This window comes from Microbacterium sp. NPDC055599 (assembly GCF_053618975.1).
The window spans coordinates 137,735-153,340 of sequence record NZ_JBSHIM010000009.1; the positions used below are offsets into that span (position 1 = coordinate 137,735).

Annotated in this window: 11 protein-coding genes; 7 read left to right on the forward strand and 4 right to left on the reverse strand. The window is 71.7% G+C overall.

Annotated features, from left to right (window positions below):
• Positions 1 to 50: 50 nt before the first annotated feature.
• The 4 genes from ACWGQ1_RS10795 to ACWGQ1_RS10810 are packed head-to-tail and all read left to right on the forward strand — an operon-like array spanning position 51 to position 6,419.
• Complete coding sequence (locus ACWGQ1_RS10795) at positions 51 to 1,334, forward strand: ABC transporter substrate-binding protein (RefSeq protein ID WP_168442904.1); 1,284 nt, start codon at positions 51 to 53, stop codon at positions 1,332 to 1,334.
• A 41-nt stretch (positions 1,335 to 1,375) separates the two neighbouring features.
• On the forward strand, positions 1,376 to 2,263 hold the full coding sequence (locus tag ACWGQ1_RS10800; RefSeq protein WP_136035139.1) for a carbohydrate ABC transporter permease: 888 nt from the start codon (positions 1,376 to 1,378) through the stop codon (positions 2,261 to 2,263).
• A complete protein-coding gene (locus tag ACWGQ1_RS10805) occupies positions 2,260 to 3,189 on the forward strand; it encodes a carbohydrate ABC transporter permease (RefSeq protein WP_136036573.1) in 930 nt (309 codons plus the stop codon). Before ACWGQ1_RS10800 ends, ACWGQ1_RS10805 begins: the two co-directional genes overlap by 4 nt.
• Positions 3,186 to 6,419, forward strand: a complete 3,234-nt coding sequence (locus tag ACWGQ1_RS10810; protein ID WP_452312946.1) for a GH92 family glycosyl hydrolase — start codon at positions 3,186 to 3,188, stop codon at positions 6,417 to 6,419. Before ACWGQ1_RS10805 ends, ACWGQ1_RS10810 begins: the two co-directional genes overlap by 4 nt.
• On the opposite strand, the gene ACWGQ1_RS10815 is transcribed toward ACWGQ1_RS10810, so the two are convergent.
• The gene (locus tag ACWGQ1_RS10815; protein ID WP_452312947.1) at positions 6,403 to 7,608 is read right to left on the reverse strand and encodes an endo-beta-N-acetylglucosaminidase H; all 1,206 of its coding nucleotides are present in this window, start codon (positions 7,606 to 7,608) and stop codon (positions 6,403 to 6,405) included. The two genes, ACWGQ1_RS10810 and ACWGQ1_RS10815, sit on opposite strands and share 17 nt — an antisense overlap.
• 144 nt (positions 7,609 to 7,752) lie before the next feature.
• Between ACWGQ1_RS10815 and ACWGQ1_RS10820 the strand changes: the two genes are divergently transcribed.
• Together ACWGQ1_RS10820 and ACWGQ1_RS10825 are read left to right on the forward strand one after the other, a co-directional pair.
• Positions 7,753 to 9,672, forward strand: a complete 1,920-nt coding sequence (locus tag ACWGQ1_RS10820; protein WP_452312948.1) for a heavy metal translocating P-type ATPase — start codon at positions 7,753 to 7,755, stop codon at positions 9,670 to 9,672.
• Between the two features lie 123 nt (positions 9,673 to 9,795).
• Positions 9,796 to 10,074 carry a hypothetical protein gene (locus tag ACWGQ1_RS10825; protein ID WP_452312949.1) on the forward strand — a complete coding sequence of 93 codons (279 nt, stop codon included), beginning with the start codon at positions 9,796 to 9,798 and terminating at the stop codon, positions 10,072 to 10,074.
• 15 nt (positions 10,075 to 10,089) lie between these two features.
• Here ACWGQ1_RS10825 and ACWGQ1_RS10830 read toward each other — a convergent pair whose 3' ends face one another.
• From ACWGQ1_RS10830 to ACWGQ1_RS10840, 3 genes are all read right to left on the reverse strand, one after another.
• Positions 10,090 to 11,724: a fucose isomerase gene (locus ACWGQ1_RS10830; protein WP_136036302.1), complete on the reverse strand. Its 1,635-nt coding sequence runs from the start codon at positions 11,722 to 11,724 to the stop codon at positions 10,090 to 10,092.
• Positions 11,721 to 13,238: an FGGY-family carbohydrate kinase gene (locus ACWGQ1_RS10835; protein ID WP_136036301.1), complete on the reverse strand. Its 1,518-nt coding sequence runs from the start codon at positions 13,236 to 13,238 to the stop codon at positions 11,721 to 11,723. Before ACWGQ1_RS10835 ends, ACWGQ1_RS10830 begins: the two co-directional genes overlap by 4 nt.
• Before the next feature lie 122 nt (positions 13,239 to 13,360).
• Positions 13,361 to 14,347, reverse strand: coding sequence for a LacI family DNA-binding transcriptional regulator (locus ACWGQ1_RS10840; RefSeq protein WP_136036300.1), 987 nt, complete (start codon positions 14,345 to 14,347; stop codon positions 13,361 to 13,363).
• 102 nt (positions 14,348 to 14,449) lie between these two features.
• Between ACWGQ1_RS10840 and ACWGQ1_RS10845 the strand changes: the two genes are divergently transcribed.
• Positions 14,450 to 15,583 (forward strand): glycoside hydrolase family 172 protein, encoded by a 1,134-nt coding sequence (locus ACWGQ1_RS10845; protein WP_136036299.1) that lies wholly within the window; start codon positions 14,450 to 14,452, stop codon positions 15,581 to 15,583.
• The last annotated feature ends 23 nt before the right edge of the window (positions 15,584 to 15,606 follow it).

The following is a 15,606-nucleotide window of genomic DNA, read 5'->3' on the forward strand; positions in this document are numbered from 1 at the left end:
CGCCGAATCGCCCGCCTCGAGGAAGAAGCACGATGAGAGTTCCCGCACGCATGGCTGCACTGGCAACCTTCACGATCGGCGCCCTCGCGCTCGCCGGCTGCACCGGCGGTGGCGCCGGCGCCGGAGACGCCGGGCCGATCGACACCTCCGGCGACCTGAGCGGCACGATCCAGTTCCAGACCTGGTCGCTCAAGAACGAGAAGTTCACGCCGTACTTCGAAGACCTGATCGACGCGTTCGAGAAGGAGCACCCCGACGTGAAGGTCGAGTGGCTCGACCAGCCCGGCGACGGCTACCAGGAGAAGATCCTCAGCCAGGCCAACGCCGACACCCTGCCCGACGTGCTCAACCTGCCACCCGACATCGCCTACCCGCTGGTCGCCGCGGGCAAGCTGGTCGACCTCGACACGGCCGACCCCGACCTGAAGTCGGCGTACAACACGGGCGCGTGGGAGGCCTACAGCCAGTACCCGGGCGTCGACGGCACCTATGGTCTGCCGTGGTACCTGTCGAGCGATGCGTCGTGGTGGAACCTGGCCCAGCTCGCCCCGTACGGCGTCACGGAGCAGAACCTGCCGACCACGGTCGACGAGCTGCTCACGCTCGCCACCGACGTGGCCACCGAGTCGGGCGGCAAGGTGCAGCTGCTCTCCTCGATCCCCGCGCTCGACACCTTCACGGCCGCGGGCATGGAGGTCATCAACGACAAGGGCGAGTTCGACTTCAACACCGACGAGGCCGCCGCGATCATCCAGAAGTACGCCGACGCGTACGCCGCGGGTGCCATGCCCGCCGAGGCCCTCACCGGTGACTACGGCGGCAACGCGGAGGCCTACATCCAGGAGAAGGTCGCCTTCACGACCGGCGGCACCGGCTTCACGACCGATCTGCAGAAGGACGCCCCGTCGCTGCTGGCGAACACCGTCGCCACCCCGCGCCTCGGCATCGCGCCGCTCTACGTGCAGGGCCTGAACGTCTCCGCCGACTCCGACAACAAGGAAGCCGCGCTCGCGTTCGCCGAGTTCGCGACGAATCAGGAGAACCAGGTGGCGTTCTCGTCGCTCGCGGTCGGGACCGCGCCCGGAACGGCCGAGGGCGGCGACCAGGTCGTCGAGAACATCGCCTCCTCCGTCACCGACGAGAAGCAGCTCGCCGCGATCGACACGGTGTTCGGCGCGATGAAGGACGCCAAGGCCCTGCCGTTCCAGTGGACGTCGGACATGGCGACCTACATGACGCAGCAGATCGCGCTCGCGGTCAACGGCGAGGCCGACCCGAAGGCCCAGCTCGACAAGATCGTCGAGTACGCCAACGCGAACCGCGTGGACCAGTGACCATGAGCGCGAGCACCGGCACCCGGCAGCGAAGGACGACGATGAGGTCCCACCGGTGGTTCACCCCGTGGCTGCTCCTCGCCCCCGCCGTGATCTGGGTGCTGGTGTTCGCGCTGTGGCCGTTCCTCAACACCGTCGTCCTCAGCTTCACGAACGCCCGCCCGCTGCGCACCCCCGAGTTCGTGGGCGGCGCGAACTACGAGCGCATGTTCGGCGACGAGATGTTCTGGAACGCGCTGACGACGTGCCTCATCTATGTGGTCGTGTGCGTGCCGCTGCTCACGATCCTGCCGCTGCTGCTCGCCCTGCTGGTGCAGAAGAAGCTGCCGGGCATCTCGTTCTTCCGCACCACCTTCTACTTCCCCGTGATCGCCTCGGTCGTGGTGGTCGCCCTCATCTGGACCTGGCTGTTCGACAGTCGCGGCATCATCAACCAGACCCTGGAGTTCCTCGGTCTGATCGACAAGCCGATGGCGTTCCTCGTCGACCGCTGGCTGCTGCTGGGCTGCGCCATCCTGCTCACGGTCTGGAAGGGCCTGGGCTACTACATGGTCGTGTACCTCGCGGCGCTGGGGAACGTGGGCAAGGAGCTCCACGAGGCCGCGATGCTCGACGGTGCCGGCTCGTTCCGTCGCTTCCTCTCGGTGACGATCCCGTCCGTGCGCGGCGCCATGCTCCTCATCTCGGTGCTGATCGCGGTGTCGGCCATGCGCGTGTTCGCCGAGCTCGACGTGCTCTCCAAGAGCACCGGCGGCCCCGGCGGCTACGACATGTCGCTCGTGATGCTGATCCGCCAGGTGGGCTCCGGACTCAACGGCAACATCGGCTACGCCTCCGCGATCAGCGTGGCCCTGTTCCTCCTGACGCTCGTGCCCCTGGCCGCGATCGCGTTCATGAACCGCGAGAAGAAGGCGAAGGTCTCCGCATGACCACGCTCACCCCGCCGCGCGCCGACGACCGCGCCGACGACGCCCCGGTCCGCCCCGCGCGCGAGCGCATCTTCCGGCACCGCGGCTCCGGCGACTTCAGCAAGCCGACCCTCGGCGGGCTGATCGGCCGCTACGCGCTGCTGCTCCTGGTGCTCTTCCTGGTGATCGGGCCGTTCGTGTGGCAGCTGTCCACGTCGTTCAAGGGTCCGCAGGAGAACATCTACTCGTTCCCGCCGGAGCTGATCCCGCGCGACCCCACCCTGCAGAACTACACGCGCGTCGCCGACATCGTGCCGGTGTACCTGTACGCGTGGCACTCCCTGCTCGTCTCGCTCGGCACGGTGCTGAGCAACGTGATCCTGGCGACCTTCGCGGGCTACGCGCTGGGCTGCATGCGGTTCCGCGGCAAGTGGATCGTGATGGGCATCCTGCTCTCCACCCTGCTGTTCCCCGGCGAGGTGACCGTGACCAGCAACTTCCTCACCATCCGCGCCCTCGGGCTCGCGGACACGCTGTGGGGCGTGTTCCTGCCCGGAGCGATCAGCGCCATGAACGTGCTGCTCGTGGCCACCGCGTGCCGCATGATCCCGAAGGACGTGCTCGACGCGGCGACCGTCGACGGCGCGACCACGTGGCAGCGCATCCGGCACATCGTGTGGCCCAACATCCGCGGCATGGTGTCGGTCGTCGCGATCTTCGCGTTCATCGGCGCGTGGGACGACTACCTGTGGCCGCTGATCGTGCTCTCCGACCCCGCGAAGTACACGCTCACGGTCGGCATGGCGTACCTGAACAGCAGCTTCTCGGTCGACCCGCGCCTGATCGCCGCGGGCACCATGATCGCCCTCGTGCCGATCATCATCATGTTCTCCTTCACGCAGCGGTTCTTCTTCAAGGGCGTGCAGGAGGGTGCGCTGAAGGGGTGACCGCGGCACCGTTGACCCCGGCCGCCGGTCCGGCCGATCCCCCGTCGTCGCGCCCGCACGCCGGGGTGCTGCCCGGCGACGTGTTCGCGTTCGCTTTCGATCCCGCCCTGGGGCCGCAGCGGCTGGACGTGCCGGGGCTCTCCGACCTCACCGTCACCCCCGAGACCGTGCTGCACTGGGCGTTCTACGCCGACGGGGCGGACGCGACCCTGGCTCCGCACGCGGCGCTCGCGGTGACGGTGGACGTGCGAACGGCGGACGGGACGCGGCTGAGCGACCACGCCGCCGTCCGCGACCGCTACGACGTGCCGCTCACGCCCGAGGCGCAGTTCGCCGCCCGCTGGAGCCTCCCGGAGCAGTGGAACGCCGATACGGTCGCGCTCGCCCCTCTGTCGACCGGAGGCGCGGTGCGGGCCACGGTCGAGCTGGTGCTGGGCGCGCCGTCGCTCACGGGCGCGGAGGGTCTGCCCGCCCGCGCGACCGGATTCGTGCAGGTCCGTGTGGAGGAACGCCGACCGGCGGACCCCGACCTGCCGCCGGTCGAACGCGTCGACACCCGCCGCGGCACGCACTCCGGACCGCGGTTCTCGCGCGGCAACACGATCCCGGCGGTGGCGATGCCGCACGGCTTCACGTTCGTCACGCCGGCGACCGACGCCGCGGACGCCCGCTGGCCGTACCGCCCGTTCGTGCACGACGATCCGCAGGGCCGCCGCCTGGAGGCCCTGCAGTTCTCGCACCAGCCGAGCCCGTGGATCGGTGATCGCTCGGTGCTGCAGCTCATGCCGTTCCTCGGCCGCGCCCGCTCGGAGCGCGCGGCACGGCGACGGTGGATCGTGCCGGGCAGCGAACGGTCGCGCCCCCACGAGTACGCCGCCGACCTCGGCGACGGACTGCACGTGGCGATGACCGCGACCTCGCACGCGGCGGGGTTCCGGGTGGCCGCCGACGACCCCACGGCCACCGTCGGCTTCGTGATCGATCAGCTCACCGACGACGGCCGCCTGACCTGGACGGACGACGGCGAGTTCGAGGGCTGGATCCCGGAGGGCGCGGAGGACTGGGGCAACGCGCCCCGCTGCTACTTCGCCGGGGCGACGGTCGGCGCGACCGAGGCGCGCGGCCGGCTCGACGACGACGGGCGCGGGCGCGTCGCCGGGCACCTCGACGGGCGCGGCAGCCTGGAGGTCCGCATCGCGGTGTCGTTCCTGTCGATCGCGCAGGCCCGGCGCAGCCTCGCCCAGGAGGCTCCGCCGTCCCGGTCCTTCGAGGAGCTGCGCGCCGCCGCAGCCGCCGCATGGGACCGCCTGCTCGGCCGCGTGACCCTCCCTCCGCTCGACCCGCGGCAGCGGCCGTACCGCGGTCTCGCCGACGAGGAGCATCGCGCCCGGATCGCGGCGGCCCTGCACCGCATGCACCTGTACCCGAACACGGCGAGCGAGAACGCGGGCACCACCACCGCGCCCGACCACCGCTTCGCCGACGTGTTCGCGCCGCGCGCGCCGTTCGGGGAGACCGAGACCAGTGCGCCCGTGCCCGGGGGCGAGCTCGTGGTGAACAACGGCTACTGGGACACCTACCGCACGGAGTGGCCCGCGCTGGCGCTGCTCGACCCCGCCCTGACCGGGCAGCTGCTGGACGGCCAGCTCGCCCAGTTCCGGCGGGGCGGGTGGATGGCGCGGTGGAGCGCCCCGGGGTACGTCGACAGCATGGTGGGCACGTCGAGCGACCAGATCTTCGCCGACGCCGCGCGCTGGGGTGTGGCGTTCGACCGGGAGGCCGCGTTCGAGAGCGGCTGGCGCCACGCGTGCGAGCCGGGGCCGGACGCCCGTCGCGGCCGCAAGGGCATCGGTCGCGGGCGCTTCACCGGGTACATCTCCTCCGACGTGCCGGAGGGCATGAGCTGGAGCATCGAGAACGCCGTGAGCGACGCGGCCCTCGGGCGGTTCGCGCGGCAGCTCGCCGATGACGCCGCCACCGCCACGGACGCCGCCCGCTACCGCGCGTTCGCCCGCTACCTCGCCAACCGCGCCCGGTCGTACCGCACCCTGTTCGATCCCGACTCGGGCTTCTTCCGCGGCCGCGACGCGCACGGGTCGTTCGCGCCCGGCTTCGACCCCCGGGTGTGGGGTGGCGACAACGTGGAGACCAACGCGTGGGGGATGTCGGTCGGCGCGGTGCACGATGGCCCGGCGCTCGCGACGCTGTACGGCGGCCCCGCCGGTCTCGGCCGCCACCTCGACGCGCTGTTCGCCGAGCCGGAGACCGCCGACGAACGCTTCGGCGGCGCCTACGGCACGGTCATCCACGAGCAGCGGGAGGCCCGCGCGCTGCGCTCCGGCATGTGCGCGATCTCGAACCAGCCCGCCCACCACATCCCCTTCCTGTATGCGTTCACCGACCGCCCGTGGGCGGGCGCTGCGATCGTGCACGACCTCGCGGGGCGTCTGTTCGCCGGCGCGCACATCGGGCAGGGCTTCCCCGGCGACGAGGACAACGGCGAGATGAGCGCCTGGTGGCTGTGGGCGGCGCTGGGCCTGTATCCGCTCGAGCTCGCCTCCGGGCGGCTGCGCATCGGCTCCCCGCTGTTCGACGACGTCCGCGTCGATCGCGGTGACGGGTCGACGCTGCGGATCCGCGTGCAGCGGAGCGAGCCGGGCGCCCACGTGCTCCGGTCGGCGCTGCTCGACGGCGACCCCCTCCCCACGGCCGACCTGCCCGTGGAACGACTGACCGGCGATGCGGTGCTCGACCTGACCTTCACGCTCGACCCCGCGGAGGCGCTGGAGGCCGCGGCGCCCGACGACGCCGTCGAGCCGTGGCACCCGGACCTGACCTCGGAGGCGGGCGAGGCGATCGCCTCCCGGGGCCTCGACCACGCGGCGCGACTGTTCGACGACGGCGACCCCGCGGGGGCCGACGGCGTGAGCCTGCGGCCGGGCGAGTGGGTGGGGTGGCGCTTCCCCGCGGCGCGCGACATCACCGACGTGAGCGTGACCGCGGTCACCGCGACGCCCGCGTCCGGGTGGCACTGGGAGGTCGAGCGGGCGGACGGCGGGTGGGAGCGGGTGGCCGCGACCCATGCCGAGGCGCTGCGGCCGGATCGCACGACCCCGTTCACCCTGGCCGCACGGACCGTGACCCCGGCGATCCGCCTGTGCGCGGACGCCGAGGTCACGATCCGTCAGCTCGAGCTGTTCGCCCTCGCGCCGGTCACTTCGTCAGCGTGAACGTCACCTCGGTGCTGTTGCCGGCGACGTCGACCACCTGCAGCGTGTTGACCCCGAGGACGGCACCGAGCACGCCGGGCTTCAGCACGTCGAGGTCGCGGGACTCCCCGTTCTCCAGGTCGGTCGGCACGCCGTTCAGCACGATCCGGTCGATGAGCCCCTCGTCGTGCAGCCGGAAGCTCACCCGCTTGTAGCCGTCGTCCGTCTGCTTGGTGAACTGCGCGCCGCTCTTGAACGTCACGGTGGGCGCGGTCGTGTCGGCCGGAGGCGCCTGGAAGACCGTGGCCTCTCCCTTCAACGCCTGCGTGATCCCGGACAGGTAGGCGGACTGGTCGGTCGCCGTGAGGTTGTAGGCGACGTAGACGCCGTACCCGTCGGCGACCGTGCGCTGCGCGAAGTCTGCCGCGGTGGCGGCGCTCGTATTCGACAGGTCGATCGCCGCGGCGCCGAGCCGCGCGCGATCGTCCAGGCCCGGCACGGTCGGGGCGTCATACGTCGGGTAGTACGGGTTCCAGGCGTGGTCGAGCACCCCGTCGACGTCGAACTGCGTGAAGTCGGTGGTGGTGTACGACGGGCCGATCGCGTAGAGCGTGATGAGCTTGTCGGGGCCGAGCCGCTCGCGCAGCGCGGTCGCCAGCCACCCGAACGACTGGGTATTGGGCTGCGGTGTGCCGTTGGCGCCGTACTCCGTCCACTCGTCGTCGAAGTCGATGCCGTCGAGGCCGTACGTGGTCACCGCGTCCGCGAGCTGCGCGGCGAAGGCGTCGGCGGCGGCGAACGAGGTGAAGTTCGCGAACCCGGCCCCCTGGTGGTTGCCGAGCACGGAGAGCAGCACCTTCGTGCCCTGCGCCTGCAGCGGCCGGATCTGGTTCTCCGCATCCTGCAGGGTCTCGGTCACCCGCTCGTTCAAGTGCAGGTACGCCTGCTGGCCGTCGTAGTTGATGTTCGCGGCGAAGATCATCGCGAGATCCACGGCGGGGCGACCCGAATCGGCCAGGGTGTAGTCGGCGACGTTCGCTAAATCGTTCGAGTTGACCTCGACGTAGACCGCCAGCTTCGCCTCGTCGACGGTGGCGTCCGCAGCGGCCGGGCCCGTCGCGGCGACCGCGGTGAGCGCCACCGCAGCGGCGGAGAGGGCGGCCGTGAAGGCGCGCCGATGGCGGTGACTTCTGGATGAGGACGGATACATGGGGGTTCGTCTCCTTCGGCATCGTTGTCGAGCGCGAGCCGCATCGGGGCGACTCGCGGCCGACTATATCGCTTAAGTTCTGCGGGTGAAAGAGTGGACGATCCGCCCTTGGCCTCCGCCGCCGTTCCGCGGGATGCTGGGGGCATGCGTTCGCTCGGCCTGCTGTGGCGGTATCCGGTCATCACCCTCACCGTGCTGGCGTTCGCCCTGGTGGGCGTGCTGCACGCGGTCGATCAGCAGCAGGTCGGGCGCTGGATCGCGACGGTGTACGTCGCCGCGGTCGTGGTGTGGACCCTGATCGGGATGGTGCGCGACGTGCTCCGCGGCCACGTCGGCCTCGACATCCTCGCGGTCGTGGCGATGGTCGCGACGCTCGCCGTCGGCGAGTACATCGCGGCGCTCATCATCGTGCTGATGCTGTCGGGCGGGGAGGCGCTGGAGGACTTCGCCGGCCGCCGCGCCCGCCGCGACCTGTCGGCCCTGCTCGACCGGTCGCCGCGCATCGCCCACGTGCTGCACGACCCCGGCGACGCGCAGTCGGACGAGGCGCACGACGTTCCGGTCGACGAGGTCGCGGTCGGTGATGTGCTGCTGGTGCGTCCGGCGGAGATCGTGCCGGTCGACGGCACGCTGCTGACGGCCGAGGGCGAGTTCGACGAGTCCTCGCTCACCGGTGAGAGCCTGCCGGTCTCGCGGCACGCGGGCGAGGAGGTGCTGTCCGGCGCGATCAACGGCAGCCGGGCGATCCGCCTCCGCGCCCTGCGCACCGGAGCCGACAGCCAGTACCAGCAGATCGTCGCCCTCGTGCATCAGGCCGAGTCCTCGCACGCGCCCATCGTCCGTCTCGCCGACCGGTTCGCGATCCCCTTCACGGCCGTCGCGCTCGTCCTGGCCGGCACCGCGTGGGCGCTGTCGGGCGATGCGACGCGCTTCGCGGAGGTGCTCGTGCTCGCCACCCCGTGCCCGCTGCTGATCGCGGCACCCGTGGCGTTCCTCGGCGGCCTGTCCCGGGCCGCGAAGTCGGGCGTGATCATGAAGAGCGGGGCCGTGGTCGAGCAGATCGCGCGCGTCCGGTCGGCCGCGTTCGACAAGACCGGCACGCTCACGCAGGGCCGCCCGGAGCTGGTCGAGGTGCGACCGGCTTCCGGCTTCGACGCGGACGAGGTGCTGCAGCTCGCCGCCTCGGCCGAGCAGTACTCGTCGCACGTGCTGGCCGCGGGCATCCGCACCGCCGCCGAGGCGCGGGGGCTGCCCCTCGAGGCGGCCGCGGAGGCGAGCGAGACCGCGACCAACGGCGTCTCCGCGACGATCCGGGGCCGCACGGTCGTGGTCGGCAAGCCCGCCTACGTCGCGTCGCTGGCGCCCGACACCGTGCGCGCCGAGCTGGGCACGGGCGAGGCGGCCGCCTACGTCGCGGTGGACGGTCGCTTCGCCGGAGCGCTCCTGCTCGCCGATGCGGCGCGGCCGGAGGCCGCCGCGGTCGTCTCGTGGCTGCGGCTGCACGAGGTGGAACGGGTTGCGATGCTCACCGGCGACGTGCGGTCGACGGCGGAGTCGGTGGCGCACCAGCTGGGCATCGAGGAGGTCCACGCCGAACTGCTCCCGCCGGAGAAGGTGCGGCTCGCGGCCGAGCTCGAACCCCGGCCCGTGCTGATGGTCGGCGACGGCGTCAACGACGCCCCGGTGCTCGCGGCGGCCGACATCGGCATCGCGATGGGCGCCAAGGGGGCGACCGCGGCGGGCGACGCGGCCGACGTGGTGATCCTCGTCGACTCGCTCGCGAAGGTCGTCGACGCGGTCGCCATCGGCCGGCACACCCTGCGCGTCGCGCTCACGGCGATCTGGATCGGCATCGGGTTGAGCGTCGGGCTCATGGTCGTGGCGATGACGGGCCTGATCCCCGCGGTCGCCGGGGCGCTCGTGCAGGAGCTCGTCGACCTCGCCACGATCCTCTACGCCCTCCGCGCGCTGAGCGGTCCGCCGAGCGGACTGCGCCCCGGTGCCGACGGCACGGGTGCGGACGCGGTCCCTGCGGTCGCCGCGACGCCCGCGCCCGGCCGCTGACCGGCGCGCTCACCCCTCCTCCACGACGCCGTCCGGCGACGGTCACCGCACCGATGGGGTCTTCGCGCGCGGGCGCCTGCGGAATACCGTGACACCGTGGACGTCCTGGCAGACACTGGAGGCATGCCCGTGAACGACCCGCAGATCTGGACGCTGCTCGGCGTCTTCGCCGCCGTGATGCTCGGCGGGATGACCCTCATGACGACGCAGCTCAGTCGTGTCATCCGCTCCGAGGTCGGTCGCGTCGAAGGCACCCTCTCCGCCCGCATCGACCGCGTCGAAGGCACCCTCTCGGCCCGCGTCGAAGGGATCGACGCCCGCCTCGGTCGGATCGAGTCGAAGGTGGAAGACCTCGACAAGGAGCTCACGAACCTCGCGCTGCGGTTCTGGCGCTCGCAGTGACGCCCCGCGCCCGGCTCAGACGCGCACGTCCCCCACGAGGTTCACCCGGATCCCCATCCCGTCGAACATGGCGGCCTTCGCGATGAGGGCCCGGTCCGCGGTCTCGGCGTCGGGCGCATAGACGAGCTGCGCGTGGTTGGCCTTGTGCCGCGCCATGAACTGGTCGCGCGAGATGCCGTGCAGCACCACGTGGGCGATCGGCCACTCCGGGTTGGTGGCGTCCTTGCGGCGCTGCGTCTCCTCCTCCGGCAGCTCGACGACCGAGGCGCGGAAGATGTCGGCCTGCAGCACACCGTCCGCGATGAACACGCGCGACAGCACGACCTCGCCGGGCTTCGAGACGCCGTTGATGGTGGCGCCGCCCGCGGGGAAGAACACATGGCCCTGGCGCCAGCCCTCCGCGTGCTCCCAGCCGCCGAGGTGCGAGGCGGGCACGGAGCCGGAGATCTCGTACACCCACACGAACTGCCCGTCGAAGTCCTCGCCCCAGCGCACGTCGTGCAGCGTGTTGTCTGGCACGAGGCCCATCGCCCGCCAGACCCGGTCGGTCACGAGTGCGTCGACCGCGACGCCCTCGTCGGCCTCGTTGAAGTGCGGGAACGCGCGGCCCTCGTGCAGCACGCGGGAGCCGTCGCGCGACGTGACCGGCGGGCGCTCCGTGGTGTTGAGGATGCCCTCGGCGAGGTCGGACGCGGGCACCAGGTCTTTGAGACCCTGCTGGTACTGGATGCCGACGGCGTCGAGCCCGAAGTCGTCGGCGATGCGCAGCGCGGCGATGTACATCTTGAGCTGCCACTGCACCTGCTCGCGCGTGAGCTCGGTCGCGGCGTCGTCGCCGTAGCGGAAGGTCATGCCGTGGTCGATTAGCCAGTCGTACGCGGCGTCGGCCTCGTCCTCCGTCACGGTCAGCATTTCGGCGTACAGCGCCGACTGCGACAGCCGCTCCTTGTAGATGCCGGTGTGGTTGAGCAGTTCGTCGTCGAAGATCGCGTTGTACATGCCCATGCAGCCCTCGTCGAACACGCCGATGATGGCCTTGTCGGCGCGCAGCTGCGCGGCCAGGGCCTCACCGAGCTGCTTCTCCGGGCTGTCCGGCAACGCGGGCAGCGGACGCACGTGCGACTGGTCGTGCGTGATCGCGCCGGTCTCGGTCCACTCGCGGATGCCGTCGATGAACCAGTCGTCGGTGTAGTCGACCGACCAGGTGGTGGCGTAGGGCTTGCCCATCTTCGTGAGCCCGGCGTTCAGGCCGAGCAGACCGACCAGCCCCGGCCAGTCACCGGCGAAGTTGGCGACCGTGAGGATCGGGCCCTCGTGCGTGCGCAGCCCGGCGAGCACGTGGTGCGAGTACTGCCAGTTGGCGATCGCGACCACCAGCGGGGCATCGGTCGGGATGTCGCGGAACACCTCGAGGCCCATGCGCTGGCTGGAGATGAAGCCGTGACCGGTCTCGGGGTCGACGCCGAACGGCCGGATCACCTCCCAGCCGAGGTCGTTCAGCACGCCCGTCACACCCGCTTCGAGCTCCACCTGGGTCGGCCACCCGGCGACGTTCGCCGACTCGCGCAGATCGCCCGAGGTGATGAGGTACGCGGTCTTCGGTGCCGCGGTCGGGCGCGCGGCGGGCGCGGGCAGGGTGTACGTGGTCATGGTGCCTCCGGGGTCGGGGTGGTCGAGGTCGCGCCGCGCTGGTCCGCGGCGAGGTCGTGGACGACGGATGTGGTCCCCTCGTAGAGCCGCACGTAGCGGTCGAACAGGGCGTCGTAGAAGGGGCGCAGCGCCGTGTCGGGCCGCACGGTCTCGGCGATCGGGTTCCAGTCGTCGATGGCGGGAGCGGCACCCGGGGCCGCGGTGGCTCCGGCGGCGAGGAAGGCGGCGCCGTAGCTCGCGCCGATGGTCGTCTCGGGCACCTCCTGCACGAGTCCCGTGACGTCGGACACGATCTGGAGCCACAGGCGCCCCTGGGTGCCGCCGCCGACCGCCACGATGCGGCGGATGTCGGCGCCGGCGGCCCGCATGGTCTCGACGTTGTGGCGCACGCCGAGTGCCGTGGCCTCGAGCGCCGCGCGGTACAGGTCGCCGCGGGTGTGCTCCAGCGTGAGGCCGGCGATCACGCCCCGCGCATCCGGGTCCTGGATGGGCGTGCGCTCGCCCGCGAAGTACGGCAGCATCAGGAGCCCGCGGGCGCCGGGGCCGGACGTGGCGGCCTCGCCGAGCAGCTCCGGGTAGTCCGCGCCGGTGAGGTCCTTCAGCCAGGCGGTGAGCGCGCCGGAGGTCGAGAGCCCGCCGGCGAGGTTGCGCGTGCCGGCGAAGGCACCGGCGGTCGTCCACATCGAGGGCGTGCGCAGGGTCTCGGCGCCGGTCGCGACGAGGAACATCGTGGTGCCGTACATCAGCATCAGGTCGCCGAGCTCGTGCGCGCCCACGCTGACGGCCTCGGTCCAGGCGTCGATGGTGCCGGTGACCACGGGGGTGCCTGCGGGGATGCCGGTGGCGGCGGCGGCCGCGTCGGTCACGGTGCCCGCGACGTCGCCCGCCCACCGCAGCTCCGGGGCCTCGATCGTGCCCGCATAGCGCTGCCACCACGGCTCGTGCCAGCGCTCGTGCTCGATGTCGTACAGGGGCGACACCTGACTGGCGGACTGGTGGTCGAGCACGTAGGCGCCGGTCAGCCTGCGGGCGAGCCAGGACGCGGGCATGTAGAGGCGGCGGGCGCGCGACCACGCCTCGGGTTCCTCGTCGGCGACCCAGGCGATCTTGGGGCCGCCGGCCTGCGACGTGAGCGTCGAGCCGCCCACGCGGGTGATGTCTTCGTCGCCCAGCTCCGCGGTCATCCGTGCGATCTGCGCGGTGGAGCGGGTGTCGACGCCGTAGAGGATGGCGGGACGGACGGGGTGGTCGTGCTCGTCGGCGAGCAGGATGCAGGGACCCATGCCGCTGACGCCGACCCCGGCCACCTCGGCCTCCGGCACTGCGGCCAGGAGCTCACGGGCCAGGCCGACGAACTCGTCCCACCAGACGTCGCCGTCCATCTCGACCCAGCCGGTGCGGGGGCGGCTCACCTCGTGCGCGCGCGTCGCGGTCGCGAGGATCGTCCCCGCCTCGTCGACGAGCACGCCCTTGCTGCTGGACGTGCCGATGTCGACACCGATGGTGCAGCGCATGGTCCTCCTCGACGCAGGGCGGCCGGTGATCCGACCTTTCGCCATGGTAAGCGAAATCGATTTCAAGCCGCAAGCCGATGCGTGGGCGTTTCCCCGGCAGAGCCCGCCCGTCCGCAGGGGCGTCAGGCGCGGGGCGTGCTCGCGGACTGCACCTCGTTGCGCAGCACCACCGTGCGCGCGGGCTGGGTGTCGCCCTTGATCCGCTCCAGCAGCATGCGCGCCGCCGTGACCCCCATGTGCCGCGCCGGGAGCCGGACGACGGTGACCGCCGTGGGCGAGAGCGTGGTGAAGGGCAGCGATCCGATCACCGCGACCCCGACCGCGGGCGGCGTGAGCCCCCGCTCGGTGAGCACCTGCAGGGCGCCGACGCCGATGAGGTTGTTGCCCGCGACCACCGCATCGGGCGGCTCGGGCAGCGCCAGCAGCTCCTCCATGGCCGCGCGGCCGCCGTCGACCCGGAACGTCGCGAAGCGCACGAGCTCGTCCAGGTCGAGGTCGGGCTCTGCGGCGGAGAGCGCGGAGCGCCAGCCGGCCGCGCGCTCGGCCGCGGTGTCGATGTGCTCGGGCCCGCCGATGTAGGCGATGCGGCGATAGCCCGCGGCGATGAGGTCTTGCGTGGCGGAGGTGCCGGCGGCCCGGTTGGCCATCACCACGCCATCGATGTCGTACGTGGTGCTGCGGTCGACCGCGACGACGGGGCGCCCGGTGGCGAGGATGCCGCTCAGATCGCTGTGCTCGTCGGCGGTCGCGATGATGACGCCCGACATGTGCTCGGCGATCGCGATGCGGAGGTACGTGGCCTCCTTCTCCAGCTGGGCGTCGGAGTTGCACAGCACCACCGAGTACCCGGCCTCGGATGCGACGTCTTCCACGCCGCGCGCCATCTCGGTGAAGTACGGGTTCTCGATGTCGGGGATGACGAGCGCGATGACCTCGGAGCTCTGGGTGCGCAGGGTGCGGGCCGCGCGGTTCGGCGTGAAGTGCAGCTGGGCGGCGGCCTCGCGCACCGCGGCCACCTTCTCCTCCGAGACGCTCGTGCCGTTGAACACGCGGGAGACCGTCGCGGGCGAGACGCCCGCGAGCTCCGCGACGTCGTAGATCGTGGCCATGCACCCTCACTGCCTGTCCGGTGACCCCGGACGTGAAGCAACAGTATCGCGCGCTCGCGAGGTCTCTGGTGCATCGATCTGAAATCGATTACATTGGCGGCCATGACGCCTGCCCCCTCCTCTCTGTCCACGCTCGCAGCGCTGCGCACCGTGCAGACCCGGTCCATCTCCCCCGAGAACTTCGACGGCTCGCCGGGCGGCGGCGGCCGCGCCACCGAGGGCACCGGTGCGGCGAGCGCGCGCGACCTCGGCCCCGGCTGGAAGATCTCCCCCAGCGTCGATATCCCGGCCGGAGAGACCTTCGAACTCGCCGCGATCGACGGTCCGGGCAAGATCACCCACATCTGGATCACCACCCACACCGACAACTGGCGCACCCTGCTGCTGCGCGCGTACTGGGACGGCGCCGCGGAACCCGCGGTCGAGGTGCCCTACGGCGACTTCTTCTGCAACGGATGGGGCGTGTTCGCCCAGGTGAACTCGCAGACCATCGCCGCGAACCCGCACGGCGGCTTCAACTCCTACTGGCCGATGCCGTTCCGCGACGGCGCCCGGCTCACGCTCGAGAACACGTCGACCGTCGACGTGCGCGTCTACTACCAGGTGACCTACGAGGTCGGGGGCGATCACTCCGACGACGCCTACTTCCACGCGCAGTGGCGGCGCTCGAATCCGCTGGAGGACCGCACCCCGCACGTCCTGCTGGAGGGCATCGAGGGGCAGGGGCAGTACGTCGGCACCTACATCGCGTGGGGCGTGAACTCCAACGGCTGGTGGGGTGAGGGCGAGATCAAGTTCTACCTCGACGACGACACCGACCACCCCACGATCTGCGGCACCGGCACCGAAGACTACTTCGGCGGCGCGTGGAACTTCGACATCCCCGGCCAGGGCTACACCGCCTTCTCCACCCCGTATCTGGGGATGCCGCAGGTGATCCGGCCCGACGGCCTCTACGTGTCACAGCAGCGCTTCGGCATGTACCGCTGGCACGTGCTCGACCCGATCCACTTCGCCACCGGCATCCCGCGGGTCGACATCCAGGCGCTCGGCTGGCGCAGCGGATGGCGATACCTGCCGCTGCGGGACGACATCGCCTCCACCGCGCTGTTCTACCTCGACCGGCCGACCGCGCGCCGACCGCGCACACCGAGCGCCGACGACCTGGAGGTGCACCTGGGCAGCGCAGCCGTGCCCGACATCGGCGCCTCCCCGTCGCGCCCGCCGCAGGGCTGACACCGAGCACGACGAAGGGCGCC

Bases quoted from the DNA above. Each gene is read 5' to 3' on its own strand.
- ACWGQ1_RS10830 (WP_136036302.1), bottom strand. From the start codon at position 11,724: ATGACCACGTACACCCTGCCCGCGCCCGCCGCGCGCCCGACCGCGGCA.
- ACWGQ1_RS10815 (WP_452312947.1), bottom strand. From the start codon at position 7,608: ATGTATCCGTCCTCATCCAGAAGTCACCGCCATCGGCGCGCCTTCACG.
- ACWGQ1_RS10825 (WP_452312949.1), top strand. From the start codon at position 9,796: ATGCCCGTGAACGACCCGCAGATCTGGACGCTGCTCGGCGTCTTCGCC.
- ACWGQ1_RS10800 (WP_136035139.1), top strand. From the start codon at position 1,376: ATGAGGTCCCACCGGTGGTTCACCCCGTGGCTGCTCCTCGCCCCCGCC.
- ACWGQ1_RS10840 (WP_136036300.1), bottom strand. From the start codon at position 14,347: ATGGCCACGATCTACGACGTCGCGGAGCTCGCGGGCGTCTCGCCCGCG.
- ACWGQ1_RS10835 (WP_136036301.1), bottom strand. From the start codon at position 13,238: ATGCGCTGCACCATCGGTGTCGACATCGGCACGTCCAGCAGCAAGGGC.
- ACWGQ1_RS10805 (WP_136036573.1), top strand. From the start codon at position 2,260: ATGACCACGCTCACCCCGCCGCGCGCCGACGACCGCGCCGACGACGCC.
- ACWGQ1_RS10795 (WP_168442904.1), top strand. From the start codon at position 51: ATGGCTGCACTGGCAACCTTCACGATCGGCGCCCTCGCGCTCGCCGGC.
- ACWGQ1_RS10820 (WP_452312948.1), top strand. From the start codon at position 7,753: ATGCGTTCGCTCGGCCTGCTGTGGCGGTATCCGGTCATCACCCTCACC.
- ACWGQ1_RS10845 (WP_136036299.1), top strand. From the start codon at position 14,450: ATGACGCCTGCCCCCTCCTCTCTGTCCACGCTCGCAGCGCTGCGCACC.